The sequence below is a fragment of the Anoxybacillus thermarum genome, from assembly GCF_000836725.1.
GTDB classification, from domain to species: Bacteria; Bacillota; Bacilli; order Bacillales; family Anoxybacillaceae; genus Anoxybacillus; species Anoxybacillus thermarum.
The window spans coordinates 1-25500 of the sequence record NZ_JXTH01000025.1; the positions used below are offsets into that span (position 1 = coordinate 1).

Here is a 25500-nt window from a genome sequence, read left to right on the forward strand (position 1 = left end):
TCCTCCAAAAGGGCCGCCAACAAGACAGCGAACACCTTTTGAAGAGTTCTGACTAATTGTTCCTCCAGCTCTTTTAATAAAGGCCATTCTGTGGTAAAATGTTTCATGGACTCTCTCCCTCCTGTTTTATTGATGTTGGTCATCACCATCATAGCAGGGAGAGAGTCCTTTTTGCATGACATTTGCTTTTTTCTACCGCGCTTCGCTTGGTGGCCCCGACGAGCGTCGCGAACAAAAGTTCGCAACCCTCGTCGGGGAATCATTCCTGAATGTCACCCACAAATATTTTACTCACACATCCGACTAAAGAAAAGAGAGGAGTTTGTAGCGTGGAATTATTGTTTTTAGGAACGGGCTCTGGTGTCCCGTCGAAAGGGAGAAACGTATCGGCGGTTGCCCTTCAGTTATTAGAAGAAAGAGGAGCGACATGGCTGTTTGATTGCGGAGAGGCAACGCAACATCAAATTTTACATACGTCTATTCGTCCGCGGCGCATTGAACGTATTTTTATTACTCATTTACACGGCGATCACATTTTTGGCTTGCCTGGATTGCTTGGAAGTCGCTCATTTCAAGGGGGAGAAACTCCTCTTTTTGTTTACGGTCCGACTGGTATTCGTTCGTTTGTTGAAACTGCCTTAGCGGTTAGCGGTACGCGGTTAAAATATGATTTGCATATTCATGAGTTTACAGAAGGTGTCGTATTTGAAGATGAGCAGTTTATTGTTACAGCGAAATTGCTTGATCACGGTTTGCCTTCATACGGTTTTCGAATCGTTGAAAAAGATTTACCGGGCACGTTGCTCGTTGATCAATTGCGTGCACTTGGCGTGCGCCCAGGCCCGATTTATCAACAAATTAAGCGAGGGGAGCTTGTCACATTAGATGATGGAACTGTCATTGATGGCCGGAACTTTGTAGCCCCACCAAAGAAAGGACGCATTGTTGCGATTATAGGAGATACGCGTTATTGTGAGGCGAGTGTGGAATTGGCGAAAAAAGCCGACGTCCTTGTCCATGAGGCAACATTTCGTGCCAAAGAAGCACATTTAGCGCATGATTACTATCATTCAACGACGTTGCAAGCAGCAGAAGTAGCGAAACGGGCGGAAGTGAAGCAACTCATTTTGACACATATTAGTTCCCGTTATCAAGGGGAGATGTGTGACGAACTCGTTGAAGAAGCGAAAACGATTTTTCCGAACGTGTCACTTGCTTTCGATTTCTCATCGTTTCCAATTTTAAGAAAAGAGGGCCAACAATGATCGAAGTAAAAGGAAGCGTCATTGATAAACACACACGATGTGTACATTATCATAGTGAACGCGATGTCATCGCGATTAAGTTTTATTGCTGCAAAACATATTTTCCATGTGTACATTGCCATGAACAACATGGTTGTGGCAAGCATGTCGTATGGCCGAAAGAACGTTTTCATGAAAAAGCAGTTTTATGCGGTGTTTGTCAAACTGAGCTGACGATTGAACAATATATGACAAGTAATTACCATTGTCCGCATTGCAACGCGGCGTTTAATCCAGGATGTCAACTGCACGCTCACTATTATTTTGAAATGTAAAAGGATGTCCGCTACATTGGACATCCTTTGTCGTGTATTACCACCCTCTGACATACGGCTTCGGTGCCTCAAGCGATATACCGAGTTCGCTTGAAGCTGTTTTTGGCCAATATGGGTTGCGAAGAAGCTCGCGACCGATAAAAATGAGATCGGCACGGCCATTGCGTAAAATTTCTTCCGCTTGTAAGCCAGACGTAATGAGTCCGACCGCACCAGTTGGCACGTTTGCTTCACGGCGAATCGTTTCCGCAAATGGCACTTGATAACCTGGATACGCATCAATTTTTGCCGGAACGACGGCGCCAGAGCTGACGTCAATGAGGTCAACGCCTTGTGCTTTCATTTGTTTAGCATATTCGACATAGTCTTTCACTGTTAACCCGTCTGGATGATAATCGTGTGCAGAAATACGGACAAATAGCGGTCCGTTCCATACTTCTTTTACTGCTTCAATGATTTCACTTAAAAAGCGGTAACGGTTTTCTCCACCGTATTCGTCTGTTCGTTTGTTTGTGAGCGGCGATAAAAATTCGTTAATGAGATAGCCGTGAGCGGCATGAATTTCAATGACATCAAATCCCGCTTCTTTGGCACGTCGTGCACCTTGTTGAAACGCATGGATCGTTTCTTCAATGTCTTCTTTTGTCATTTCTTTTGGTGTTCGCATCGTTTCATCAAACGGAATGGGGGATGGTGCGATGATTTCTCCAGAAACGGTTGCTTTTCGTCCGGCATGGGCAAGCTGAATGCCGATTTTTGCCCCTTGTTCATGAACGAGCGTAGTAAGCGTACGCAAGCCGTCGATATGGTTATCATCCCAAATCCCTAAATCGCGAACTGAAATTCGTCCTTGTGGCGTCACGGCTGTCGCTTCCACAATAATGAGCCCGACTTGCCCGACGGCGCGCGTTGCATAATGAACGAGATGCCAGTTGTGCACCGTTCCGTCTTCGCCATCGCACGCATACATACACATCGGTGACATAACAATGCGGTTTTTAAAGGTAACATCCCGAATGGTATATGGTGAAAATAACATGTTTACTCCCTCCCATAGTATGTTTCATAACAAATGATACCATGGGTATTTGGAAAAGAAAAACAACTTGCACTATTGAACGGAAGAAAGCAATGCTTCACCAAGTTCTTTTGATCGTTCAGTTGCTCGTTTAATGCATGCAATCATCGCTTCTTGGTAGCGATAACGTTCAAGTACCTCAATGCCAGCTTCTGTCGTCCCGCCTGGACTTGTTACTTCTTTACGCAGAACGGACGGATGTTTGTTTGTTGCTTTTAACATATGAGCAGCGCCGATAATTGTTTGTAAAATAAGCTCTTTTGCAATATCGCGCTCAAGTCCAATTTCATCCGCTGCTTTTTCCATCGCTTCGACTAAATAGTAAACGTACGCCGGTCCACTACCCGATAGCCCTGTTACTGCGTGTAAGTGCTTTTCATCAACAATCGTAACGATCCCGACCGTTTCAAATAGCTCTTTTGCCATGTGTACATGTTCATCCGTTGCATAGGCACCTTGTGCTAGCGCTGTGGCAGATTGCCCGATAGCTGCTGATGTATTTGGCATGGAACGAATGACAGGCATTTGTTTTCCGATGAGCGATGCAATCGTATCCGTCGTCACTCCCGCAAGCAATGAAATAATAAGTTGTTGTTCATGAAAAGCATGTGCGATCGGCGTTAAGCTTTCTGCAACATCTTTTGGCTTCATCGCTAAAATAACGATATCAGCTTCTTTGACGGCTTGTTCTTTATTCGTTTCGATTCGTACCCCGTATGTTTGTTGCATATACGTCAGTCGCTCCATTCGAGAGCGATTCGTTACAATCATTTGTTTCGGCTCATATAGTGTTTGTGTCACTCCTGAAATGAGCGCTTCTGCCATCGACCCTGCACCGAGAAATGTGATCGTCATTTTTTCTCCTCCTCGTCTCTAAAATAAAAAGACCTTTCGTCCGATAAAGGACGGAAAGGTCTTTATTTCCGCGGTACCACCTTTGTTGGCACAATGTGCCCACCTCTTATGCCGGTATCGTCGGCAAGACGGTTAGGTTTGCCTAACTGCTCATAGGGTAGGTTCCATGATAAAGAGGGTAATGAAACCTTTCAGCCTATGGGTTTCACTCTCTTGTTACCGTTTATCATGTACTGGCCCTATTCATCGCTTTACACATATATGATTTGTTTGCAATTATGCATGAAAAACAAGCTTGTTGTCAATAGGTTATACATTTTTATTTTCTGAATTTTTTAATAAATAAATAAAAATAAATGACAAACGAAAAAAATAAGTGTAAACTGATAAACAGACGAAACGAAAAGTTATGATGATATAATGAAGGAGCCGAAAAAAATGGAACAGTTGCATCGCATTGTCGTCCCAACGCCATTTGCCGTTGGCGATGTCAATATGTATATTGTCAAAGGAGACCGTTTAACGCTTATTGATGCTGGGGTGAAAACGGAAGAAGCATGGCATGTCTTTGTTCGTGAATTACGCGAACTCGGTTATGAACCGGAAGATATTGAGCAAGTCATCATTACACATCACCATCCAGATCATGTCGGTTTACTCGATTATTTGCCGTCGTCGCTTCCCGTTATTGGCCATCGCAAAGCTGCACCTTGGATTGCCAAAGATGCTGCTTTTTTTGCGTGGCATCAACAATATTTTGAACAGTTTTTAATTGAATGTGGAATTGGGGAAGAAGGGATCGCGAAACTCGGAAACTTTCGGCGCTCTCTTCGTTTTTCGTGCGAGCGCTCGCTCACCCAAGAAGTGAAAGAAGGGGATATGATTGAAGGCTGGACGGTCATTGAAACGCCGGGTCATGCACAAAGCCACATTGTGTTATATCGTGAAGAGGATGGTCTGATGATCGGGGGAGACCATTTATTAGCGGCCATTTCATCTAATCCGTTGTTAGAACCGCCTGCGGTCGGTGAACAAGAGCGCCCGAAACCACTTTTGCAATATAACGATTCATTAAAAAAGCTACTGGATTACGACATTACAACGATCGTTACAGGACATGGAGAAGATGTGACGGATGTTGCGGCACTTGTCGAAAAGCGGCTTGAAAAACAAAAAGAGCGTGCACAATATGTATGGCAATTGTTAAGTGAAAAGCCAATGACGGCATTTGACGTATGTCGGGCGCTTTTTCCATCTGTATATGAACGTGAATTTTTATTGACGATGTCCGAAACGATTGGTCAACTCGATTATTTAGAAGCAATCGGAGCAGTGAAAAAAGAAAAAGACGATCGAATATATATGTACGAAGTGGTGAGATCATGAAGCTGAAAGGGAAATCCGTCGTTATTACAGGAGCGTCGAGCGGCATTGGCGAACAAATCGCATACGAAGTAGCTAAACGTGGAGGAATACCGATATTGCTCGCTCGCTCAAAAGAAAAGTTGGCGCAAATCGCGCAACATATTGAACAAACGTACAGCATTTCTTGCTTATATGAACAGTTAGATGTTAGTAACCAAGAGGAAGTAGACGCTGTATTTGATCGATTACTTGCGTCTGTCGATATCGATATTCTCGTTAATAATGCCGGGTTCGGTGTGTTTCGATATGTCGAGCATATTGATTTGTTGGAAGCGAAGCAAATGTTTGATGTCAACGTGCTCGGATTGATCGCATGTACAAAAAAAGTGTACACACATATGATGAAAAAACGATCCGGCCACATTATTAATGTCGCATCTCAAGCAGGAAAAATTGCGACGCCGAAATCGAGCGTATATGCCGCAACAAAACACGCTGTCCTTGGATTTACAAATAGCTTGCGAATGGAAGCGTCCATGTATGGTATTTTTGTTACTGCTGTGAACCCTGGACCGATCGAAACAAACTTTTTTACTGTTGCCGATACATCTGGAGAATATGTGAAAAACGTAAAACGATGGATGCTTCGTCCTGAATTTGTCGCAAAACGTATTGTTGATGTGATGCTTACTCCGACGCGGGAAGTGAATTTGCCGTTTTGGATGCATATAGGAAGTCGATTGTATCAATTATTTCCATCGGTCATCGAAAGAATGGGAAAACGAGCGTTTTTGAAAAAGTAAGCGAGGTGTAAATGGTGAAAATTACGATAACGGAACGAGCGATCGAACAACTTCGCCGTGTTCGCGGAAACAAGCACGTCAAGCTGACATACGATACAGATGATTGCGGATGTGCTGTAAACGGAGTGCCTATGTTACTGCTTGTCAATCAATTAGACGAACATGATGTAGAGATTGAAACAAACGATATGCCTATTTGGATGGAAAAACATCGGCTCATTTTCTTTGATGAACAAATGACGATTGATGTTGTCGATGGGGCAGGATGTTTTCAATTAAAAAGCCCGAATCAAATTTTAAATGCGCGCATGTCGCTCATGGAGCGTTGAGAAGCGAAAGCCCGGAATAAAAGCCGGGCTTATTCGTTTTTCGGCGCACGAACGACGGACTGGAATTTTCCTTTATGAGCTGCATCACAAAATGGCATATTTTGTGAGAGCCCGCAACGACAGAGAGAAAATGTTTCTTTTGTTTCAAACTTGTTTCCTTCCATATCAATTAATTCAACATCTCCGGTCACACGAAATGAACCGTTATCCATCACTTTAATTTGCACTTTCGCCATATATTTCACCTCCTTGTATACCTTATATCGTATATACTATCTTGTTCCTATAGAGATCGCAACTTTTTTTGTTTTAGAAGTGCTCTTTTCTTATTTTCCGATATTGAGTTAAAATAAGAATGTATACGTAATTGACATAGAAAGAGTGATTGTTGTGAATGATCAAGTGAATCGTCTTCGAAAAATAGTAAAAGAAAAAACATGGGTGTCGTTTTTGTACAATAACCATCCGTATAGTTTACTTCATTGGTCTGTTGCAGGATTTTCAAACGACGAGCGCGATGTCTGGCTACTGCAAGATGAGATGACATTTGAAACACAATCGTTCGTGCAGTTAGATGAAGCGCTTGCGTGGATTGAAAAACATATGCCGCATATTACAGATATTTTATAAGGGGACGAATGTCCCCATTCTTACTGCGGAGAATTTTGCCGTTTTGTCGGATGAATTGCTTTCTCTAATTCTTCCTTTGCAATGACAGGACGAACCGTATCGGCTATCGGCTTTCCTTTTTGGCTCTTATTTTTTGCCATAAAAGTTCACTCCTTTATGTTTTAGTCATGATTAGTTTGGAGAAAGAGGGAGATGTTTATGCTAAAAGATCGATTAAATGAGCAACTGATCGAACAGCTTAAGCAAAAACAAAAGAAACTGCAAGAAGAAGAACAAAAACGAAAAGAAGAAGAGGAAGCAAAGCGCAAAGAAGAAGCTCGTAAGCGCGAGAAAAATAAAACGTTTGCCGAATGGTTAGAAGAAAGTGACTTAGATTGGCGAAAATTTAAATAACCGAGGGCGAACACCCTCGGTTACCGATGATCAGTAAACATCGTTTGTTTTGTCAGTTGTTTTAATATAGCTATTTGTTCATCGCTCAATGTTACTGATTGAGCAGCGACGTTTTCGATTAGTTGCGATAATCGGCTTGCGCCTGGAACGACTGTTGTTACGGCTTCATTTGCTAAACAAAAACGAAGGGCAATCGCTGTAAGCGTTTCATTTTGGGCAACAGCTTTTAATTTTGGAATGAGCGTCACTAACTCGGCAAACGAATAATCGACATAGCCGTTTTGTTTCGTATTTTCGCTTGCTCGTTCGATCGGACGTTCGGTTAATAATCCTTTCGCTAGCGGTCCGCGAGCAATGACGCTCACGTTATGTTGTTTCAAAAGTGGAAACCATTCTTCAGCGCGGCGATCAAGTAAACTATACGGCATCATGACAGAAACGATGCGCGATCGCTTCACATATTCGCGAATGACGTTTGGACGCATAGAGGAAATGCCGTAATAACGAATGATGCCCTCTTGTTGCAACTCCTCAAACGCCTCAATTGTTTCATCGATCGGATCATCAATTGTCCCACCATGTAGTTGATATACATCAATATAATCCGTTTGTAATCGTCGTAAGCTATGTTTCACCGCTTCTTTTATGTATGCTTTTGACGGATCCCACATCCAGCCTTTTCCTTGTTCCGTCCAACGATTTCCTACTTTTGTCGCAACGATGACATCATGTCGTTTTCCTTTTAATGCTTTACCAACAATTTCTTCATTTAACCCACGATCATATAAATCGGCTGTATCGAAGTAGTTTACTCCTTGATCGATCGCTTCATGAATGATGCGAATCGCATCGTTTTCCGACGTACCGAGCGACATGCAGCCAAAGCCAATCTCACTTACATATAAATGTGAATGTCCAAGTTTCCGTTTTTTCATGTCATCACTCCTTTTAATTATTATAACGAATAAGTTTTCCATTTGTCTTTGCTCATGTAGTACAATGAAGAGGAAAAATAATTTGGTGGTGAAATGATGGATCATTTATATGAAAAAACAATAAATCAAAAGCGTATATTTTCCGGGAAAGTGATTGACGTATATGTAGAAGATGTGATGTTGCCAAACGGGGAAACGAGCAAGCGTGAAATTGTCAAACACCCTGGAGCTGTTGCGGTGCTTGCGATAACAGAAGAAAATAAAATTGTGCTTGTTCGCCAATATCGAAAAGCGTTAGAGCGCGTGCTTGTTGAAATTCCAGCCGGAAAGCTTGAAAAAGGAGAGGCACCGCTTGAAACAGCGAAGCGCGAGCTAGAAGAAGAAACAGGATATGTATGCGAAAAAATGGAGCCGCTTCACTCTTTTTACACATCGCCGGGGTTTGCAGATGAATTAGTACATATATTTTTTGCGAAAGGGTTAACGAAAAAAAGCGAAAAGCAAATGCTTGATGATGACGAGTTTGTCGATGTGCTTGAAGTGACTTTAGAAGAAGCGCTAAACATGGTAGAAGAAAAACAAATTTATGACGCAAAAACGATTTATGCGCTTTTATATTGGCAACTGCAGGCGTAAAGCGGTCATTGCGACCGCTTTTTGTCATATCGCGTTCCTTTTCCCATACAATGTAGTAACAGAACGTGTAGGGGGATGGAGCGATGAGAAAGCGATCATGGACGACAACATGGGGGCAGCATGTACAAGAGCATTATACGACATATGTATTTACCGTCGTTCTTTTTGTGATGGGCGTTGTTTTTGGTGCGATTGTTGTCAATAGTTTGAGTTTCAGTCAAAAACAAGATTTATATTATTATTTAACGAATTTTTTTGGACAAGTGTCTGCGGGACATATTGCAAGTGCGCATGACGTGTGGAAAGAAAGTTTTTTACAAAATTTAAAATATATTGGGCTGATGTGGATTTTAGCGATGTCGCTTGTAGGGTTGCCACTTATTTTAATTTTATTATTTTTAAAAGGGCTTGTTGTCGGTTTTACCGTTGGATTTTTAGTTAACCAAATGGGATGGAACGGATTTTTGTTAGCTTTCGTATCTGTCGTCCCACAAAATATTATTCTCGTTCCCATTTTTATTATGATGGCGGCGATATCGATTTCGTTTTCTTTAAAAATGATTCGACATCAATTTGTGAAACGAACGTCCGAACCAATTTTTCGAGCGATGCTTCGCTATACGTTTGTCATGTTATCGTTTAGCATCGCGTTAGTGTTTGCATCTTCACTTGAAGCATACGTATCCCCTTTACTCATGAAAGAAGTTGTACAATTAATAGAAAAATAATTATTATTTAATAATCATTTTATTTATCAGTTTATAATCATTTTATTTTGACACGTTCCTTTCTTTTGTTATAATGAGAATGAGTAACGAGGGAGGGAATGAAAATGGAAAGTCGCCTTGAACGAATTAAAAAACAATTGCATGCCGCAAGCTATAAATTAACGCCGCAACGGGAAGCGACGGTACGTGTGTTGCTTGAACATGAGGAAGATCATTTAAGCGCGGAAGATGTTTACCTCCTCGTGAAAGAAAAAGCACCGGAAATAGGGTTAGCGACAGTATATCGCACGTTGGAGCTATTAACAGAATTGAAAATTGTCGATAAAATTAACTTCGGGGATGGCGTTTCCCGCTACGATCTTCGTAAGGAAGGTGCGGCGCATTTTCATCACCATTTAGTGTGCATTGAATGTGGGGCGGTTGACGAAATTCAAGAAGATTTATTAGAAGATGTCGAAGCGATTGTAGAACGGGATTGGAATTTTAAAATTAAAGATCATCGTCTAACATTTCACGGCATTTGTTATCGTTGTCAAGAGAAGCATGAACAACAGTAAACCTTTTCGTCTATGAAAAGGTTTTTTCATTTATGTATAAAATGCAATCAAACGGGCATATCCTCTTACTATATGACAGTTGACGGAGGTATGCGATGAGAAGAATGGTGGACGTGCTAAAAGTGTTTCTTTTATTTACGGGATGTACGATTTTATTTTATTATAGTATTGTATGGATGAGTGAGGAATATAACTATTACCGTCGTTACGACGAGCCAATGGGATCAGCTGTGAAAGTATCAACGACTGAACGACAAGAAACAAATTGGCTCCATCGACTGTTGTTTTTTTATCAAAACGGGGAGTAGGATGCGTGTGGAAGATCAAGTAAAAGATTTTATTCACTATTTAATTGTCGAGCGAAATTTAGCGCATAACACGATCGTATCGTATGAACGTGACTTAAAAAAATATGTTCAATATTTACAAAAAGTTGAGCAAAGATGTCGTTGGGATGACGTCACCCGTTTTCATATTATGCAATTTTTAAAGTTTTTAAAAGAAAAAGGAAGCTCTCCAAAAACGATTGCGCGCCATCTCGCGTCTGTTCGATCGTTTCATCAATTTTTATTACGTGAAAAAGCAGTCGACCAAGATCCGACTGTTCATATTGAAACACCGCAACTGCCGAGAAAATTGCCAAACGTGTTGTCGATGGCGGAAGTTGAAGCGTTATTGGAAGCACCGAAACAAAATACCCCATTTAGCATTCGCGATAAGGCGATGCTAGAGTTGTTGTATGCGACCGGCATTCGTGTGAGCGAGCTTATTCAATTAAACATATCCGATGTTCATTTAACGATGGGGTTTATTCGTTGTTACGGAAAAGGACGGAAGGAGCGAATTGTTCCGATTGGAAAAATGGCGACAGAAGCATTAAAACGGTACATGGAACAAGGTCGTCCAGAGTTGTTGCAACGAAAAAAAGGAACGACAGATGCATTGTTTTTAAACCACCACGGTGAGCGCTTAACAAGACAAGGATGTTGGAAAATTTTAAAACGGCTCGCCCAAGAAGCAAACATTCAAAAGCCATTAACGCCACATACGTTGCGCCATTCATTTGCAACGCATTTATTAGAAAATGGGGCGGATTTGCGAGCTGTGCAAGAAATGCTTGGACATGCAGATATTTCAACAACGCAAATTTATACGCACGTCACGAAAACGCGCTTAAAAGACGTGTACAAGCAGTTTCATCCGAGAGCATAACACTGTGACGATGATTTGTCACAGTTTTTTTATTGCAATTTATTATGAAAACGTTTTATAATTTAGTTGTCAGACTTCTGACAAATATGAATGATGCGTGATTTTGTTTCATAGTGGGCATGCTATGAAGCGAATGAAGCGATTGGGGAGGTAAAACGGTGAAATCTACATATAAACGTGTATTTTTAATTGTGATGGACTCAGTTGGAATTGGTGAAGCGCCAGATGCCGAAAAATATAACGATAAAGGTGCAGATACGCTTGGGCATATTGCTGAACATCGCGGTGGCTTACATATGCCGAACATGGCGAAGTTAGGCTTAAGCAATATTCGTGAAATTCAAGGGATCCCAAAAGCAGAAAAGCCGCTTGCGTATTTTACGAAAATGCAAGAAGCATCGGCTGGAAAAGATACAATGACAGGACATTGGGAGTTAATGGGTCTTCGCATTGATACGCCGTTTCAAGTGTTTCCTGACGGATTTCCAAAAGAGCTGATTGATGAATTAGAAAAACGAACAGGAAGAAAAGTGATCGGGAATAAACCAGCAAGTGGCACAGCGATTATTGATGAGCTTGGCCCTGAACACATGGAAACAGGTGCGCTTATTGTATATACGTCAGCCGATTCAGTGTTACAAATCGCAGCGCATGAAGAAATCATTCCGTTAGAAGAATTGTATCGTATTTGTAAAATTGCCCGCGAGCTAACGCTTGATGAAAAATATATGGTTGGTCGCGTCATCGCTCGTCCATTCATCGGGGAGCCAGGAAGTTTTCAACGGACAGCGAATCGTCACGATTATGCGTTAAAACCGTTTGGTCGTACAGTCATGAATGAATTACAAGATGCAGGCTACGACGTGATCGCCATTGGTAAAATTGCTGACATTTACGATAACGAAGGTGTGACACAAACGTTGCGCACAAAATCAAATATGGACGGAATGGACAAATTAGTTGATACGTTACAAATGGACTTTACAGGACTCAGCTTCGTGAACCTTGTTGATTTCGATGCATTATACGGTCATCGTCGCGATCCAAAAGGATACGGCGATGCATTAGAAGAGTTTGATGCCCGTTTACCAGAAGTATTTGAACGTTTAAAAGAAGACGATTTATTAATTATTACGGCGGACCATGGAAATGATCCGGTTCATCACGGAACCGACCATACGCGCGAATACGTGCCTCTTCTCGTTTATAGTCCGAGCATGAACGGAGGAAAACAACTTCCTTTGCGTGAAACGTTTGCAGACGTTGGAGCAACGATTGCGGAAAACTTCCGTGTGAATATGCCAAAATACGGAACGAGTTTTTTACATGAGTTGAAATAAGGAGCGTGACAAAATGAATCGAGCAGCAATTGAACAAGCGGCGCAATTTTTAAAAGAAAAGTTTCCAATTTCCCCGCAAATCGGCTTAATTCTTGGCTCTGGTTTAGGTGTGTTGGCAGATGAAATTGAACAAGCGATTAAAATTCCGTACAGTGATATTCCAAATTTCCCTGTATCGACAGTCGAAGGACATGCGGGTCAACTTGTATACGGCCAGTTAGAAGGTGCGACTGTCATCGTGATGCAAGGGCGATTCCATTATTATGAAGGATACAGTTTTGAAAAGGTAACATTCCCTGTACGCGTGATGAAAGCGCTCGGTGTTGAACAATTAATTGTGACAAATGCGGCAGGCGGTGTAAATGAATCGTTTCAACCAGGCGATTTAATGATCATTTCAGATCATATTAATAATATGGGTGGCAATCCGCTTATCGGCCCGAATGATTCTGCACTTGGTGTGCGCTTCCCTGACATGTCGGAAGCGTATAGCAAACGACTTCGTCAACTCGCGAAAGACGTGGCGAATGAAATTGGATTGCGTGTACGTGAAGGAGTATATGTCGCGAATACAGGTCCAGCATACGAAACACCAGCAGAAATTCGTATGATTCGTGTCATGGGCGGTGATGCAGTCGGTATGTCTACTGTACCTGAAGTGATCGTCGCTCGCCATGGAGGAATGGAAGTGTTAGGCATTTCGTGCATTTCCAATATGGCTGCCGGCATTTTAGATCAGCCGCTCACACATGATGAAGTGATCGAAACGACAGAAAAAGTAAAAGCTGACTTTTTACGATTTGTAAAAGCGATCGTGCGCAACATGGCGAAAAAATAAACGAGAAGGTGAATGACGATGAGAATGGTCGACTTAATTGAGAAAAAACGTGACGGCCACGCATTAACGAAAGAAGAAATTCATTTTATTATTGAAGGTTATACAAAAGGTGACATTCCTGACTATCAAATGAGCGCACTAGCGATGGCGATTTTTTTCCGCGGCATGAACGAAGAAGAAACGGCGGAACTGACGATGGCGATGGTACATTCAGGTGATACGATCGACCTTTCGAGAATTGAAGGCATTAAAGTTGACAAACACTCAACGGGCGGTGTGGGCGATACAACAACGTTAGTGTTAGGTCCACTTGTTGCATCTGTCGGCGTTCCGGTTGCGAAAATGTCTGGCCGCGGTCTTGGTCATACAGGCGGAACAATTGATAAATTAGAATCTGTGCCAGGATTTCACGTTGAAATTAGCAACGATGAATTTATCGAACTTGTAAATAAAAATAAAATTGCTGTTGTCGGTCAGTCTGGCAACTTAACGCCAGCCGATAAAAAATTGTATGCGCTTCGCGATGTAACAGCAACGGTCAACAGCATTCCGTTAATTGCTTCATCGATTATGAGTAAAAAAATTGCAGCAGGTGCAGATGCGATCGTGTTAGACGTAAAAACAGGTGCGGGCGCATTTATGAAAGATTTAAACGATGCGAAAGCATTAGCGAAAGCGATGGTCGATATCGGAAACCGTGTGGGACGTAAAACGATGGCGATCATTTCCGATATGAGCCAGCCGCTCGGTTATGCGATCGGAAACGCCCTTGAAGTAAAAGAAGCGATCGATACGTTAAAAGGGGAAGGTCCGGAAGATTTACAAGAACTTTGTTTAGTACTTGGCAGCCATATGGTATATTTAGCTGAAAAAGCATCTTCGCTTGAAGAAGCGCGCCATATGTTAGAAAAAGCGATGAAAGACGGTTCAGCGCTTGAAACGTTTAAAACGTTTTTAGCTGCACAAGGTGGCGATGCGTCCGTTGTCGATGATCCGAGCAAATTGCCTCAAGCGAAATACGTCATTGAACTTGAGGCGAAAGAAGACGGATACGTATCAGAAATCGTTGCCGATGCGGTTGGAACGGCAGCGATGTGGCTCGGCGCTGGGCGCGCAACGAAAGAGTCAACGATCGATTTAGCGGTTGGTCTCGTGCTTCGTAAAAAAGTTGGCGATGCGGTGAAAAAAGGGGAATCGCTCGTCACGATTTACAGCAACCGTGAACAAGTGGATGATGTAAAACAAAAACTATATGAAAACATTCGCATTTCTACGACACCTGTTCAAGCACCAACATTAATTTACGATAAAATTTCGTAACCTGAAGGATTCGTTCCTTCAGGTTTTTTTATGTATAAAAAAATAAAAAATGGAAAGGATGGCAAGTATAAAGAAATGGAGGGTTGGAGATGAAGCGATTTTTTTATGTGCTTGCCATCACGTTATTATTTTTCCCGATCGTATCTGTGCGTGCGGAACAACCAAAAGTGGAGTTGGCAACAGAGGCGCGATCAGCCATTTTAATTGAACGGGACACAGGGGCTATTTTGTATGAAAAAAATGCCCATGAGCCGCTTCCACCAGCGAGCATGACGAAAATTATGACGATGCTTCTTATTATGGAAGCGATTGATCAAGGAAAGCTAAAGTTAGACGAACGGGTGCGAGCTAGTGAATACGCTGCATCGATGGGCGGATCGCAAATTTTTTTAGAACCCGGGGAAGAAATGACTGTTGACGATTTATTAAAAGGTGTCGCCATCGGATCAGGGAATGATGCTTCCGTGGCATTAGCAGAACGAATTGCAGGATCAGAAGAAGCGTTCGTCCATATGATGAACGAAAAAGCAAGACAGCTTGGACTCAAGCATACGGCATTTGAAAATACGACAGGTTTGCCAGCGAAAAATCATTATAGTACCGCATATGATATGGCGGTGATGGCCAAAGAGCTATTAAAATATGATTTAATTACAAAATATACAGGCGTATATGAAGACTACTTAAGAGAAAATACAAACAAAAAGTTTTGGCTTGTGAATACAAATCGGCTTGTGAAATTTTATCCAGGTGTTGACGGATTAAAAACAGGCTATACGAGCGAAGCGAAATATTGTTTAACAGCAACGGCGAAAAAAGGCAACATGCGCGTCATTGCTGTCGTGTTTGGTGCACCGACGCCAAAGGCGAGAAACGCACAAATTACAAAAATGTTAGATTACGCGTTTAGTCATTACGAAACGAAACCGCTTTATAAAAAAGGTGAAACAATTGCAATGCTTCCTGTCAGCAAAGGAAAGAAAAAGGCGGTTGCGGCTGTGACGTCCGAGCCGATTTCTGTTTTGTTAAAAAAGGGAGAAAAATCAGAAGCGGTGAAAACGACGTGGAAATTAAATAAAAAAGTGAAAGCGCCAGTGAAAAAAGGTGACGTGCTCGGTACGCTCATTGTGAAAAAAGATGGGGCGATGATCGTGAAAAGTCCTTTAGTGGCGAAAGAGCAAGTGGAAGAAGCAAATATGTGGGAGTTGTTTAAACGGATGTTTAGCTCGTTCTCACGCACATCTTGACGAAACGAAGCGAATGGCGACTAGTTTTGTCGGGAAGAAGGATTGACGCATAAACGAATCGAATTCTTCCTTAACCTAAACGGATAAGGAGGAAATGATTGTGAGTTTATCGATTCAATTAGAAGTGAAACAACATGTATTGCTCGTGAGATTAGCTGGCGAGCTAGATCATCACACGGCGGAACAGCTGCGTGCAGAAATGACGGATGTATTAGAGCGAGAGCGAATAAAAGCGATCGTTTTAAACTTAAATGAGTTAACATTTATGGATAGTTCGGGATTAGGTGTAATTTTAGGAAGATATAAGCAAATTCAACGCATCGGTGGAGAGATGGTCGTCTGCTCCGTTTCTCCGTCAATTAAGCGTTTGTTTGATATGTCAGGGCTGTTTAAAATTATTCGGTTAGAAGTCAATGAGCAGTATGCATTACAAACGTTGGGGGTGGCGTAAATGAGAAATGAAATGCATCTTCAATTTTCCGCCCTCAGCCAAAATGAATCGTTCGCCCGTGTGACAGTTGCTGCGTTTGTTGCACAACTCGATCCAACGCTCGATGAGCTCACGGAAATTAAAACGGTCGTATCCGAAGCTGTAACGAATGCGATTATTCATGGCTATGAAAATGATCCAAGCGGCGTCGTCTATATTTCTGTCATCATTGAAGGGCATACGGTTCATTTAACGATCCGCGATCATGGAAAAGGGATTGAAAACGTGGAGGAAGCTCGACAGCCGTTATTTACGACGAAGCCAGAGCTCGAGCGTTCCGGTATGGGATTTACGATTATGGAAAACTTTATGGATGAAGTAAACATTTACTCAAAAGTGAATGAAGGAACAACTGTGGAGTTGATTAAGCATTTAACGAAAAGCAAAGCGCTATGCAATTAAGGGAGACGTGCCTATGGATGTCGAGGTACAAGCTGTCAAAGACCATGAAATCAAAGAGTTGATTCGGAGGAGCCAGCAAGGTGATCAGCAGGCGCGCGATGAGATTATCGAAAAAAATATGCGGCTTGTCTGGTCGGTTGTGCAACGGTTTTTAAACCGAGGATATGAGCCAGAAGATTTGTTTCAAATCGGTTGTATCGGTTTAATGAAATCCGTTGATAAGTTTGATTTGTCGTATGACGTCAAATTTTCAACGTATGCAGTACCGATGATTCTTGGAGAAATTCAACGCTTCATTCGCGATGACGGGTCCGTGAAAGTGAGCCGTTCATTAAAAGAAATCGGGAATAAAATTCGCAAAGCAAAAGATGAATTATCGAAGCGAAACGGTCGCGTCCCGACGGTAAATGAAATTGCTCAATTTTTGCAAATTTCACCTGAGGACGTTGTATTAGCGCAAGAAGCGATTCGTTCGCCCGCATCTATTCATGAAACAGTGTACGAAAACGATGGGGACCCAATTACGTTGCTTGATCAAATTGCGGATGAGCAAGATGTTTGGTTTGATAAAATCGCGTTAAAAAAGGCGATGGAAGAATTAGATGAACGCGAGCGACTCATCGTTTATTTGCGTTATTATAAAGACCAAACACAATCAGAAGTGGCAGCTAGATTAGGCATCTCTCAAGTGCAAGTGTCTCGTTTAGAGAAAAAAATATTGCAACAAATGAAAGCCCGAATGGATGAATAAGTCCGTTCGGGCTTCTTATGTATATGGATACGAGTCATATCTCATACTACAAATACAATGATAGAAGTAAGGTGTCGATAATGAAAGAAACAATTTTTGTAAAAATGCGTCATCGAATACAAGTGCCGCCGAATGCAACGGTTCGAGTAGGAGATGTTGCACAAGTCGTCGCAAAGAAACGAATCGACGATATTGTGCAAACCCCCATTTATACCGTACAAAAAAAAGATCGAAACATTGTTATTATTGATGTCATGCACGTGATGAAAGCATTAATGGCCGTTGCTCCACACGATGATATTCAATCGCTCGGACCGTCACAAACGATCATTGAAGTCGTTTATGAAAAAAAACGATGGGGCTATTTATATGTTCCAATCGTTTGGCTTCTTTTATTTATCGGATCGGGGCTTGCGATTATGAATTTCCATGAAGACGTGAGCATGCAGCAAGTACAACAACGGTTATATCGGGTAATCACGGGGAAAGAAGTAGACAAACCGTTATGGTTTCAAATTCCGTATTCGCTCGGATTAGGTCTCGGTATGATTTTATTTTTCAATCATTTTTTTAAAAAGCGAATTAACGAAGAACCGAGCCCACTTGAAGTCGAAATGTTTCAATACCAACAGTCGCTCGATCAATATGTCATTATGCATGAAAATAAAGAAGCGATGAGGCGAATGGACGATGATTCGTGAGCTAATTGTAGCATTTGTCGGATTGGCAGGAGGATTAGCTGTCGGTTCTGGTTTTGTGGCGTTTTTAACCGTTCTTGGTGTCATTCCGCGCTTGACGCAGCTCACAAAAACGATGAAATGGATCGCGACGTATGAATGGGGAGTTGTACTCGGTGCGGTCGTAAGCAGCTGGGTGAGCTTGCGCGATCCTCTTTTTTCTTTTCCACCTATTTTGGCAAGCTTCATTGGATTGCTTAGCGGTGTATTTGTCGGCATGCTTGCTGCAGCCTTAACGGAAGTATTAAACGTATTTCCGATTTTAGCGAAACGACTCGGCATTGATGGACAAATTGTCGTGTTATTAATGGCGATGGTGTTTGGCAAAGTAGCAGGCTCTCTTTTTCATTGGATATATTTTGTTGATCGATAGGGGGAGACAGATGGGAAAAGCATTTTTGTTCGGAGGGTTTATTGCGATCGTTGGACAAGCGCTTATCGATATGTACAGCGTATGGTTTCATATGAGTGAGGCGGAAGCCATTCGTTGGATGAACGGGACGTTAATCGTATGTGCGGCGATATGGACACCTACTCGGTTGTATCGCCAGTTCACACAGTTTGCGGGTGCGGGAATGATTGTGCCGATGATGAGTTTAGCAAACATATGGAGCGCAAGTGCGCTCGAATATCGCAATGAAGGAGCGGCAGAACATATGCTTTCTGTTGGCGGGAGCATCATTGTGACGTTAGTTGTAGCATCATATGTTGCATCATTGTTTTTGTAAAGGGGGATTACATGAAAAAAGTAGGGGAACAAACGATTGTATTTGATACTGACATTTATATCGAATCGGTCGGCACGGTTGTCGGTCCGAAAGAGCGTGAAGGTCCACTCGGCTCATCATTTCATCGAGCTTATGACGATTTATATTGCGATGAACAAAGTTGGGAGCTCGCAGAACGGCGGTTGATGAAAGAAGCGATTACAATTTGCTTAACAAACGGAAACGTACAAACAAAAGACGTTGATTTGTTTATTGCGGGGGATTTACTCAATCAAACAGTCACCGCCAACTATGTTGCAAGAGAACTAGATGTGCCCTTTTTAGGGGTATTTAGCGCTTGTTCAACGATTACGGAAGCGATGCTTGTTGCCGCTACGTTTATTGATGGGGCGTTTGCCCGTCGTGTATTAGTGGCAACGAGCAGCCACTACGGAGCAGCTGAACGCCAGTTTCGCTTTCCGACGACAATTGGCGTTCAAAAAGGAGAAAGTGCATCGTGGACTGTAACTGGCGGAGCAGCCGCACTATTAAGTACGATCCGTTCCCCCTTTCGCATTTGCACAGCAACAATTGGAAGAGTAATCGATAGCGGTATAACGGATCCGCTCGACATGGGACGAGCAATGGCACCGGCCGCATTTGCAACAATAAGGCAACATTTTGCGGACTGCGGGCTTTCACCGGAAACGTATGATGTTATTGTCACAGGAGATTTAGGGAAAGTCGGAAGCAGCGAACTCAAGTCGTTATGTCATGATGCCAACATGAATATAAGCGAGCGATATAACGATTGCGGCGTGCTCATTTACGATGCAGAACAGCAAGCGTTTGCGGGGGGAAGCGGGTGTGCGTGTTGTGCCGTTGTCACGTATAGTCATTTTCTCGAGCAAATGAGGGAGAAAAAAATAAAGACGATGCTCGTTGTTGCGACAGGAGCTTTATTTAATAGTACGATGGTAAAACAAAATCAAACGATTCCAGCGATCGCTCATGCGATTGCCATTGAAGCGGTGACATAAAGATGGAAACGTACGTATATGCATTTGTCATCGGTGGTACATTGGCGCTAATCGGACAGTTGTTGCTGAGAAAGTGGTCGTTTATTCGCGTTATGACGATATTTGTATTTATCGGTATGGCGACCGAATCGATCGGTGTATACCGTCCCATTCAGTCATTTGCGCATGCAGGGGTAGAAACGACACTTGTTCATCTTGGGGTATCTTGTATACAAGCGGTAAAAACGGGGGACTTTACAAATGTCGTTTTTTTTCTTTCTTTTCCAATCTTCGTTGCATGGATGACCGCTATTGTTTGTAAGCCGAGAGGAAGGATCGAATGAAAAAAAGGAAAGTTATTTTAGTGACAGATGGAGATGAGCATGTGCGGCGTGCGCTTGAATGGTTAGCGAAACAACTTGGTGCGCGCTGTATTAGCCAATCGCAAGGCAACCCATCGCGGCTAACAGGGAAGCAGCTTGTTGAACTCATTTTGCAGACGCCGTATGATCCTGTTTTTGTCATGTTTGATGATAGTGGCATTATCGGCGAAGGAGCAGGTGAACAAGCGCTTCGTTATGTCGCCACGCATGAGCAAATCGATGTGCTTGGAGCGATAGCGGTTGCGTCTGATACGAACAATCAAGAATGGACAAAAGTAAATATTTGTGTTGATTACGATGGGAACTTCACATCATACGGTGTCGATAAAGAAGGAATTGCTGAGTGGGAATTCGGTCGGATGAATGGAGATACGGTGTATTGTTTAGATGAATTAAATATCCCGATTGTTGTTGGAATTGGTGATATCGGAAAAATGAGGCGTCATGATGATATTCACAACGGTTGCCCGATTACCCGCAAAGCGATTGAATATATTCTCGAAAGGAGCAAACGCGATGAAAACAGAAAGTTACACACCGATTTCCCCGAAGTTGAATGAAAACGAACAGTTTTTCAAAGATGCGATCGGGGTCGGAACGAGCTTCGATTTAGGCGTCCGTAAATTGAACATTTTAAAAACAGATGTTCACTTATATTATTGCAACGGTCTTTGTGATACACAATATATTATTGAACTGCTCGAAATGCTTGTTCAAGTCAATGATCGCGAGCGGCAATCAGCCAAGTTGCCTGAAATTATTGAAAACCGTCTCGTTCACCAACAAGTGAATCCGGTGAAAAGTTTAGATGAAGCGGTTGATTTTTTGTTAACCGGTTTAATTTTATTGTTTATTGACGGAGAAACGAAAGCATTCGCTGTCGATGTGCGCAGCTATCCAGGGCGTTCACCCGAAGAACCGGATACCGAAAAAGTGGTGCGAGGGGCGCGCGATGGCTATGTTGAAAATATTGTCGTCAATACGGCACTTACGCGTAGACGCATTCGGGATGAACGGCTTCGCTTTGAAATGATGCAAGTGGGCGAACGTTCAAAAACAGACATTTGTGTTGCATATATTCAAGACGTAGCCGATCCCGGACTTGTCGAGCTTATTAAAAAAGAATTAAACGAAATTCAAATTGATGGGTTAACGATGGCGGATAAAACGATTGAAGAATTTTTAGTGAAACAAGGATACAATCCGTATCCGCTCGTTCGCTATACAGAGCGACCAGATGTCGCTGCCACGCATTTGTTAGAAGGGCACGTGATCATTATGGTCGATACGTCACCAAGCGTCATTATTACGCCAACAACGTATTTCCATCACGTTCAACATGCGGAAGAATATCGACAATCTCCAGCAGTAGGAACGTTCGTCCGCTGGGTGCGATTTTTAGGCATTTTTGCCTCGCTTTTTTTACTCCCGCTTTGGTTTTTGTTTGTGCTTGACCCATCGTTACTACCGGAAAAGTTGGCGTATATCGGACCAAATGAAAAAACAAATATCCCTATTTTTGTGCAGCTTCTCATTGCTGATATTGGCATTGAGTTTTTACGGATGGCTGCCATCCATACTCCAACACCGTTGTCTACGGCAATGGGCTTGATTGCAGCTGCATTAATTGGACAAATTGCCATTGACGTTGGGCTATTTGTGCCAGAAGTGATTTTATATGTATCTATCGCTGCGATCGGTTCTTTTGCGACACCGAGCTATGAATTAAGCATTGCCAATAAAATTTTTCGTCTTTTATTTTTAGTTGTCATTGCGTTGTTTGGTGTCCCTGGATTTATGATTGGCGTCACAATCTTTTTACTTTTCCTTGCCAACATTCGTTCATTAAATACCCCATATTTATGGCCATTTATTCCATTTGATCCGGGGGCGTTTATGCAAATTATCGTGCGACGGTCTGTAGCTGGTTCATCGATTCGTCCAAGCATCGTACATCCGCAAAATAAACAAAAACAACCGACATAAAAAGGTTGAAACGTACCAAAATTTATGGTACGTTTTCTTTAATTATTTCGGAATCATCAGGAGGATGTATAATTATGCACGGAACGATGCGAATAAATGATCGGGGACATTTAGAAATTGGCGGTGTTGATACTATTGACTTAGCTCGCCTATACGGAACCCCGCTTTACGTTTATGATGTCGCTCTCATTCGTGAGCGTGCGCGAGCGTTTAAGCGAATGTTTGATAAACATCGTGTAGGTGCGCAAGTCGCGTATGCAAGCAAAGCGTTTTCGACAATTGCCATCGTGCAATTGATGGAACAAGAAGGATTATCTCTCGATGTCGTTTCCGGTGGTGAGCTGTACACCGCATTAGCTGCTGGATTTCCGGTCGAACGCATTCATTTTCACGGCAACAATAAAAGTAAAGAAGAACTGCAAATGGCAATTGAAGCGAAAATCGGTTGTGTTGTCGTCGATAATTTTTATGAGTTACAGCTACTGCAACAGCTTTGCTGTGCACATGAATATACGATGCGTATTTTATTACGTGTCACACCAGGTATTGAGGCACATACACACGACTACATTTTAACAGGGCAAGAAGATTCAAAATTTGGATTTGATTTGCATAATGGACAAGCAGATGAAGCATTACAGCGTGCGCTCGCTTCTTCCCATCTTCATGTGCTAGGCATTCATTGTCATATCGGTTCGCAAATTTTTGATGCGACAGGTTTTGTCCTTGCAGCGAAAAAGCTATTTGAGAAACTTGCTACATGGCGTGATACGTACAGTTTTACTGCACAAGTGGTCAATCTTGGCGGTGGTTTTGGTATTCGTTACACGAAAGAAGATGATCCGCTTGCACCGGAACAATATGTGGAGCAAATTATTGAAGAAGTGAAACGAAATGTCGCATCATTTGATCTACCTTTCCCTGAAATTTGGATTGAACCCGGTCGCTCGCTTGTTGGAGATGCAGGGACAACGATTTATATGATCGGTTCTCGTAAAGAAGTGCCGAACGTTCGTCAATATGTCGCGGTAGATGGTGGAATGAGCGACAATATTCGTCCTGCGCTATATGAGGCGAAATACGAAGCGGTGTTGGCTAACCGCATGCATGAACATTGTGAAGAAGTGGTAGCGATCGCCGGAAAATGTTGTGAATCAGGAGACATGCTTATCTGGGACTTGCCGCTTCCGAAAGCGCAACCGGGCGATTATTTAGCTGTTTTTTGTACCGGTGCTTACGGTTATGCGATGGCGAATAATTACAATCGCATTCCGCGTCCAGCGGTCGTATTTGTTGAAGATGGTGAAGCAGAGCTTGTTGTGAAACGCGAAACATATGAGGATTTAATTCGACTCGACTTGCCGCTTAAAACGAAAGTAAAAAAATAACCGAGGGCGTTACCTCGGTTATCGCTAGTTTATCATAGGTAAGCGTTACGCCCCAAACGCTCCGCGGAGGGCGTTCCATATTTCACGCAAAATATCTACAATGCGTTGTATAAACGTTCGCCCTTCTTCCGTTTGTAAAAAAGCAGATAGCTTGTCTTTCGCTTGAGCAAGCTGTTCGTTTACTTGATTCCAGTCGATGTTCACGTTTTTCATTTTATTAAACAAAGAAAGCAAGCTGTTTATTTCGTCTTCTGTTAGCGTAATGCCAAGCTCCTGAGCGATTCGTTCAATGAGTGCACGCATATCTGCATCTGTTTTTGGCGGATTTTTCGCTATTTCTTCTTTAATTTTTGCGAGCAACGCGACCGCTTGATCGTTTCCGATTGATTCGCCAAGCTGTGCCGTTTTCACCATTTCTTCATTTGCCACTTTTTTTACTTCGTCAGGAATGACTTCGTTTGAAGAAAGTTCGTATGCTTTCATTAATCCTGTCAGCGCAGCCGTCCCTGATACAGGAAATGGTGCAGTAATGTAAATGACGGCATCTTTCACCCCCGCCGTAATGAGCGCGTTCATATACATTTCTTTTGTTACCCAGTTGATGTTGTTCGTCTCGACTTGTAGCCCCGAGCCGGGCGCGCCAATAGTAATTTTAGATGAGGAAATAGCTTTTGTTCCAATTTGTCCTTTCGGAATGATGCCGCCGAGATATTTATGTTCTTCTGCATTTGTGACCGTAATGATTTCAGCGTTTTCAGGTGCATTCATTTCTTTTAATATTTGTTGCTTTTGCTGCTCTGTTAAATTTTCTCCAAGTGTAATAATGACGTCTCCTTCAATCGCATCAGCCAAACTAACCGATGGAATCATAAACAACAATAAAATAAATATCATAAACCACTTCTTCATCTCATAACCTCCTTCAATCTCTTTCTGTACTATTGTACAAACATTTGCGTGAACATAGAAGCGAAATGTAGTAAAATGAAGCTACATTTGTTTTTACGATAGAAAGGTGGAAAAGTTTCATGAAGAAAAAAGGATATATTTTAATGGAGAATGGTGGAAAGGTACAATTTGAACTATTCCCGAATGAAGCGCCAACAACAGTCGCAAATTTTGAAAAACTAGCGAATGAAGGATTTTATAATGGGTTGACGTTTCATCGTGTCATTAAACGATTTGTAAGCCAAGGTGGCTGTCCGATTGGAAATGGAACAGGCGATGCAGGCTATACCATTCCGTGTGAAACGGACAACAATCCGCATAAGCATATTGAAGGGGCGATATCGATGGCCCATCGAGGTCGTGATACAGGAAGTTGCCAATTTTTTATTTGCCATGAACCACAGCCGCATTTAGATGGTGTGCATACCGTATTCGGTCAAGTGACTAGTGGAATGGACGTTGTCAAAGCGATGAAAAATGGCGATGTGATGAAAGAAGTAAAAGTGTGGGACGAACAATAGTGAAAAGGAAAGATGGGAGATGAAAAAAAACTGGTTATTGTTTTTCCTCCTTTTGCTCGTTAGCTTCGTTTGGGGAGCGGCGTATTGGCTGTTTCTTGCAAAATAATAGACATTTCGCTTTATTGTGCTATAATGAATAAAAATGGAATATACGCATCCTTCGGGGCAGGGTGAAATTCCCGACCGGCGGTAATGAAACGTACGTTTCTCAGCCCGCGAGCCGTTAAGGCATGATCCGGTGCGATTCCGGAGCCGACAGTATAGTCTGGATGGGAGAAGGATTGCCGAAAACTCACGCCACTTATTCCATTTATTTGGAAAAT

At 42.3% G+C, this 25500-nt stretch carries 33 protein-coding genes and 1 riboswitch; of the genes, 28 read left to right on the forward strand and 5 right to left on the reverse strand.

The annotated features are described in order from the left end of the window. Positions 1 to 329: 329 nt before the first annotated feature. Positions 330 to 1265 carry a ribonuclease Z gene (gene rnz / locus LH47_RS07470; RefSeq protein ID WP_043966158.1) on the forward strand — a complete coding sequence of 312 codons (936 nt, stop codon included), beginning with the start codon at positions 330 to 332 and terminating at the stop codon, positions 1263 to 1265. Then, positions 1262 to 1579: a CHY zinc finger protein gene (locus LH47_RS07475; protein WP_009373841.1), complete on the forward strand. Its 318-nt coding sequence runs from the start codon at positions 1262 to 1264 to the stop codon at positions 1577 to 1579. Before rnz ends, LH47_RS07475 begins: the two co-directional genes overlap by 4 nt. 37 nt (positions 1580 to 1616) lie before the next feature. On the opposite strand, the gene namA is transcribed toward LH47_RS07475, so the two are convergent. Together namA and proI are read right to left on the reverse strand one after the other, a co-directional pair. After that, positions 1617 to 2618, reverse strand: a complete 1002-nt coding sequence (gene namA / locus LH47_RS07480) for an NADPH dehydrogenase NamA (RefSeq protein ID WP_043966160.1) — start codon at positions 2616 to 2618, stop codon at positions 1617 to 1619. A 72-nt stretch (positions 2619 to 2690) separates the two neighbouring features. Next, positions 2691 to 3512, reverse strand: coding sequence for a pyrroline-5-carboxylate reductase ProI (proI, locus tag LH47_RS07485; protein ID WP_043966162.1), 822 nt, complete (start codon positions 3510 to 3512; stop codon positions 2691 to 2693). Positions 3513 to 3950: 438 nt separating this feature from the next. On the opposite strand from proI, the gene LH47_RS07490 reads away from it, so the two are divergent. Genes LH47_RS07490 through LH47_RS07500 form a run of 3 tightly spaced genes read left to right on the forward strand, consistent with a single transcriptional unit; the run spans position 3951 to position 6009 of the window. After that, entirely contained in the window at positions 3951 to 4898 is a 948-nt protein-coding gene (locus LH47_RS07490) for an MBL fold metallo-hydrolase (RefSeq protein WP_043966164.1), read from the forward strand. Then, positions 4895 to 5680, forward strand: coding sequence for an SDR family NAD(P)-dependent oxidoreductase (locus LH47_RS07495; RefSeq protein WP_043966166.1), 786 nt, complete (start codon positions 4895 to 4897; stop codon positions 5678 to 5680). Before LH47_RS07490 ends, LH47_RS07495 begins: the two co-directional genes overlap by 4 nt. Before the next feature lie 11 nt (positions 5681 to 5691). Then, positions 5692 to 6009 carry an iron-sulfur cluster biosynthesis family protein gene (locus tag LH47_RS07500; RefSeq protein ID WP_043966167.1) on the forward strand — a complete coding sequence of 106 codons (318 nt, stop codon included), beginning with the start codon at positions 5692 to 5694 and terminating at the stop codon, positions 6007 to 6009. A gap of 29 nt (positions 6010 to 6038) precedes the next feature. Here the strand turns inward: LH47_RS07500 and LH47_RS07505 are convergent, their stop codons facing one another. Continuing rightward, on the reverse strand, positions 6039 to 6245 hold the full coding sequence (locus LH47_RS07505; protein ID WP_009373835.1) for a CDGSH iron-sulfur domain-containing protein: 207 nt from the start codon (positions 6243 to 6245) through the stop codon (positions 6039 to 6041). 154 nt (positions 6246 to 6399) lie between these two features. Between LH47_RS07505 and LH47_RS07510 the strand changes: the two genes are divergently transcribed. Both LH47_RS07510 and LH47_RS07515 read left to right on the forward strand, forming a co-directional pair. Next, positions 6400 to 6639, forward strand: coding sequence for a DUF2552 family protein (locus tag LH47_RS07510; protein WP_043966236.1), 240 nt, complete (start codon positions 6400 to 6402; stop codon positions 6637 to 6639). 192 nt (positions 6640 to 6831) lie between these two features. Next, positions 6832 to 7032: a DUF3886 domain-containing protein gene (locus LH47_RS07515; RefSeq protein WP_043966169.1), complete on the forward strand. Its 201-nt coding sequence runs from the start codon at positions 6832 to 6834 to the stop codon at positions 7030 to 7032. A gap of 20 nt (positions 7033 to 7052) precedes the next feature. Here the strand turns inward: LH47_RS07515 and LH47_RS07520 are convergent, their stop codons facing one another. After that, a complete protein-coding gene (locus LH47_RS07520; protein WP_043966171.1) occupies positions 7053 to 7967 on the reverse strand; it encodes an aldo/keto reductase in 915 nt (304 codons plus the stop codon). Positions 7968 to 8063: 96 nt separating this feature from the next. On the opposite strand from LH47_RS07520, the gene LH47_RS07525 reads away from it, so the two are divergent. The 20 genes from LH47_RS07525 to lysA all read left to right on the forward strand — a co-directional run bounded on the left by LH47_RS07525 (position 8064) and on the right by lysA (position 23708). Next, complete coding sequence (locus LH47_RS07525) at positions 8064 to 8603, forward strand: NUDIX hydrolase (protein ID WP_043966173.1); 540 nt, start codon at positions 8064 to 8066, stop codon at positions 8601 to 8603. An 83-nt stretch (positions 8604 to 8686) separates the two neighbouring features. Next, positions 8687 to 9331, forward strand: coding sequence for a stage II sporulation protein M (gene spoIIM, locus LH47_RS07530; protein WP_043966175.1), 645 nt, complete (start codon positions 8687 to 8689; stop codon positions 9329 to 9331). Between the two features lie 104 nt (positions 9332 to 9435). Next, entirely contained in the window at positions 9436 to 9888 is a 453-nt protein-coding gene (gene fur, locus LH47_RS07535) for a ferric iron uptake transcriptional regulator (protein ID WP_043966177.1), read from the forward strand. 95 nt (positions 9889 to 9983) lie between these two features. After that, positions 9984 to 10196, forward strand: a complete 213-nt coding sequence (locus tag LH47_RS07540; protein WP_043966179.1) for a YqzK family protein — start codon at positions 9984 to 9986, stop codon at positions 10194 to 10196. A gap of 7 nt (positions 10197 to 10203) precedes the next feature. Then, positions 10204 to 11100 carry a site-specific tyrosine recombinase XerD gene (xerD, locus tag LH47_RS07545; protein ID WP_043966238.1) on the forward strand — a complete coding sequence of 299 codons (897 nt, stop codon included), beginning with the start codon at positions 10204 to 10206 and terminating at the stop codon, positions 11098 to 11100. A 158-nt stretch (positions 11101 to 11258) separates the two neighbouring features. Then, complete coding sequence (deoB, locus tag LH47_RS07550; RefSeq protein WP_043966180.1) at positions 11259 to 12440, forward strand: phosphopentomutase; 1182 nt, start codon at positions 11259 to 11261, stop codon at positions 12438 to 12440. A 13-nt stretch (positions 12441 to 12453) separates the two neighbouring features. Then, a complete protein-coding gene (locus LH47_RS07555; protein ID WP_043966182.1) occupies positions 12454 to 13278 on the forward strand; it encodes a purine-nucleoside phosphorylase in 825 nt (274 codons plus the stop codon). Between the two features lie 18 nt (positions 13279 to 13296). Continuing rightward, complete coding sequence (locus tag LH47_RS07560) at positions 13297 to 14598, forward strand: pyrimidine-nucleoside phosphorylase (RefSeq protein ID WP_043966185.1); 1302 nt, start codon at positions 13297 to 13299, stop codon at positions 14596 to 14598. 89 nt (positions 14599 to 14687) lie between these two features. Further along, entirely contained in the window at positions 14688 to 15845 is a 1158-nt protein-coding gene (locus LH47_RS07565; protein ID WP_043966186.1) for a D-alanyl-D-alanine carboxypeptidase family protein, read from the forward strand. A 100-nt stretch (positions 15846 to 15945) separates the two neighbouring features. Beyond that, a complete protein-coding gene (spoIIAA, locus tag LH47_RS07570) occupies positions 15946 to 16296 on the forward strand; it encodes an anti-sigma F factor antagonist (protein ID WP_009373806.1) in 351 nt (116 codons plus the stop codon). Beyond that, complete coding sequence (gene spoIIAB / locus LH47_RS07575; protein WP_004889709.1) at positions 16297 to 16737, forward strand: anti-sigma F factor; 441 nt, start codon at positions 16297 to 16299, stop codon at positions 16735 to 16737. A 13-nt stretch (positions 16738 to 16750) separates the two neighbouring features. Further along, on the forward strand, positions 16751 to 17488 hold the full coding sequence (gene sigF / locus LH47_RS07580; protein ID WP_021095895.1) for an RNA polymerase sporulation sigma factor SigF: 738 nt from the start codon (positions 16751 to 16753) through the stop codon (positions 17486 to 17488). An 80-nt stretch (positions 17489 to 17568) separates the two neighbouring features. Next, positions 17569 to 18189: a stage V sporulation protein AA gene (locus LH47_RS07585; protein WP_043966189.1), complete on the forward strand. Its 621-nt coding sequence runs from the start codon at positions 17569 to 17571 to the stop codon at positions 18187 to 18189. Beyond that, positions 18179 to 18598 carry a stage V sporulation protein AB gene (locus LH47_RS07590; RefSeq protein ID WP_043966191.1) on the forward strand — a complete coding sequence of 140 codons (420 nt, stop codon included), beginning with the start codon at positions 18179 to 18181 and terminating at the stop codon, positions 18596 to 18598. Before LH47_RS07585 ends, LH47_RS07590 begins: the two co-directional genes overlap by 11 nt. A gap of 10 nt (positions 18599 to 18608) precedes the next feature. Further along, on the forward strand, positions 18609 to 18953 hold the full coding sequence (locus LH47_RS07595) for a SpoVA/SpoVAEb family sporulation membrane protein (RefSeq protein WP_043966192.1): 345 nt from the start codon (positions 18609 to 18611) through the stop codon (positions 18951 to 18953). Between the two features lie 11 nt (positions 18954 to 18964). Continuing rightward, positions 18965 to 19972, forward strand: a complete 1008-nt coding sequence (spoVAD, locus tag LH47_RS07600) for a stage V sporulation protein AD (protein WP_043966194.1) — start codon at positions 18965 to 18967, stop codon at positions 19970 to 19972. A gap of 2 nt (positions 19973 to 19974) precedes the next feature. Then, entirely contained in the window at positions 19975 to 20295 is a 321-nt protein-coding gene (locus LH47_RS07605) for a SpoVA/SpoVAEb family sporulation membrane protein (RefSeq protein WP_043966196.1), read from the forward strand. After that, entirely contained in the window at positions 20292 to 20894 is a 603-nt protein-coding gene (locus LH47_RS07610) for a stage V sporulation protein AE (RefSeq protein WP_043966197.1), read from the forward strand. Before LH47_RS07605 ends, LH47_RS07610 begins: the two co-directional genes overlap by 4 nt. After that, positions 20851 to 22320, forward strand: a complete 1470-nt coding sequence (locus tag LH47_RS07615) for a spore germination protein (protein ID WP_043966199.1) — start codon at positions 20851 to 20853, stop codon at positions 22318 to 22320. Before LH47_RS07610 ends, LH47_RS07615 begins: the two co-directional genes overlap by 44 nt. Before the next feature lie 68 nt (positions 22321 to 22388). Next, positions 22389 to 23708, forward strand: coding sequence for a diaminopimelate decarboxylase (gene lysA, locus LH47_RS07620; RefSeq protein WP_152619601.1), 1320 nt, complete (start codon positions 22389 to 22391; stop codon positions 23706 to 23708). Between the two features lie 45 nt (positions 23709 to 23753). Here lysA and LH47_RS07625 read toward each other — a convergent pair whose 3' ends face one another. Then, positions 23754 to 24617 (reverse strand): DUF1002 domain-containing protein, encoded by an 864-nt coding sequence (locus LH47_RS07625; protein ID WP_043966203.1) that lies wholly within the window; start codon positions 24615 to 24617, stop codon positions 23754 to 23756. Positions 24618 to 24736: 119 nt separating this feature from the next. On the opposite strand from LH47_RS07625, the gene LH47_RS07630 reads away from it, so the two are divergent. Next, positions 24737 to 25177, forward strand: coding sequence for a peptidylprolyl isomerase (locus tag LH47_RS07630; protein ID WP_043966205.1), 441 nt, complete (start codon positions 24737 to 24739; stop codon positions 25175 to 25177). Positions 25178 to 25329: 152 nt separating this feature from the next. Further along, positions 25330 to 25462, forward strand: a riboswitch (FMN riboswitch). The last annotated feature ends 38 nt before the right edge of the window (positions 25463 to 25500 follow it).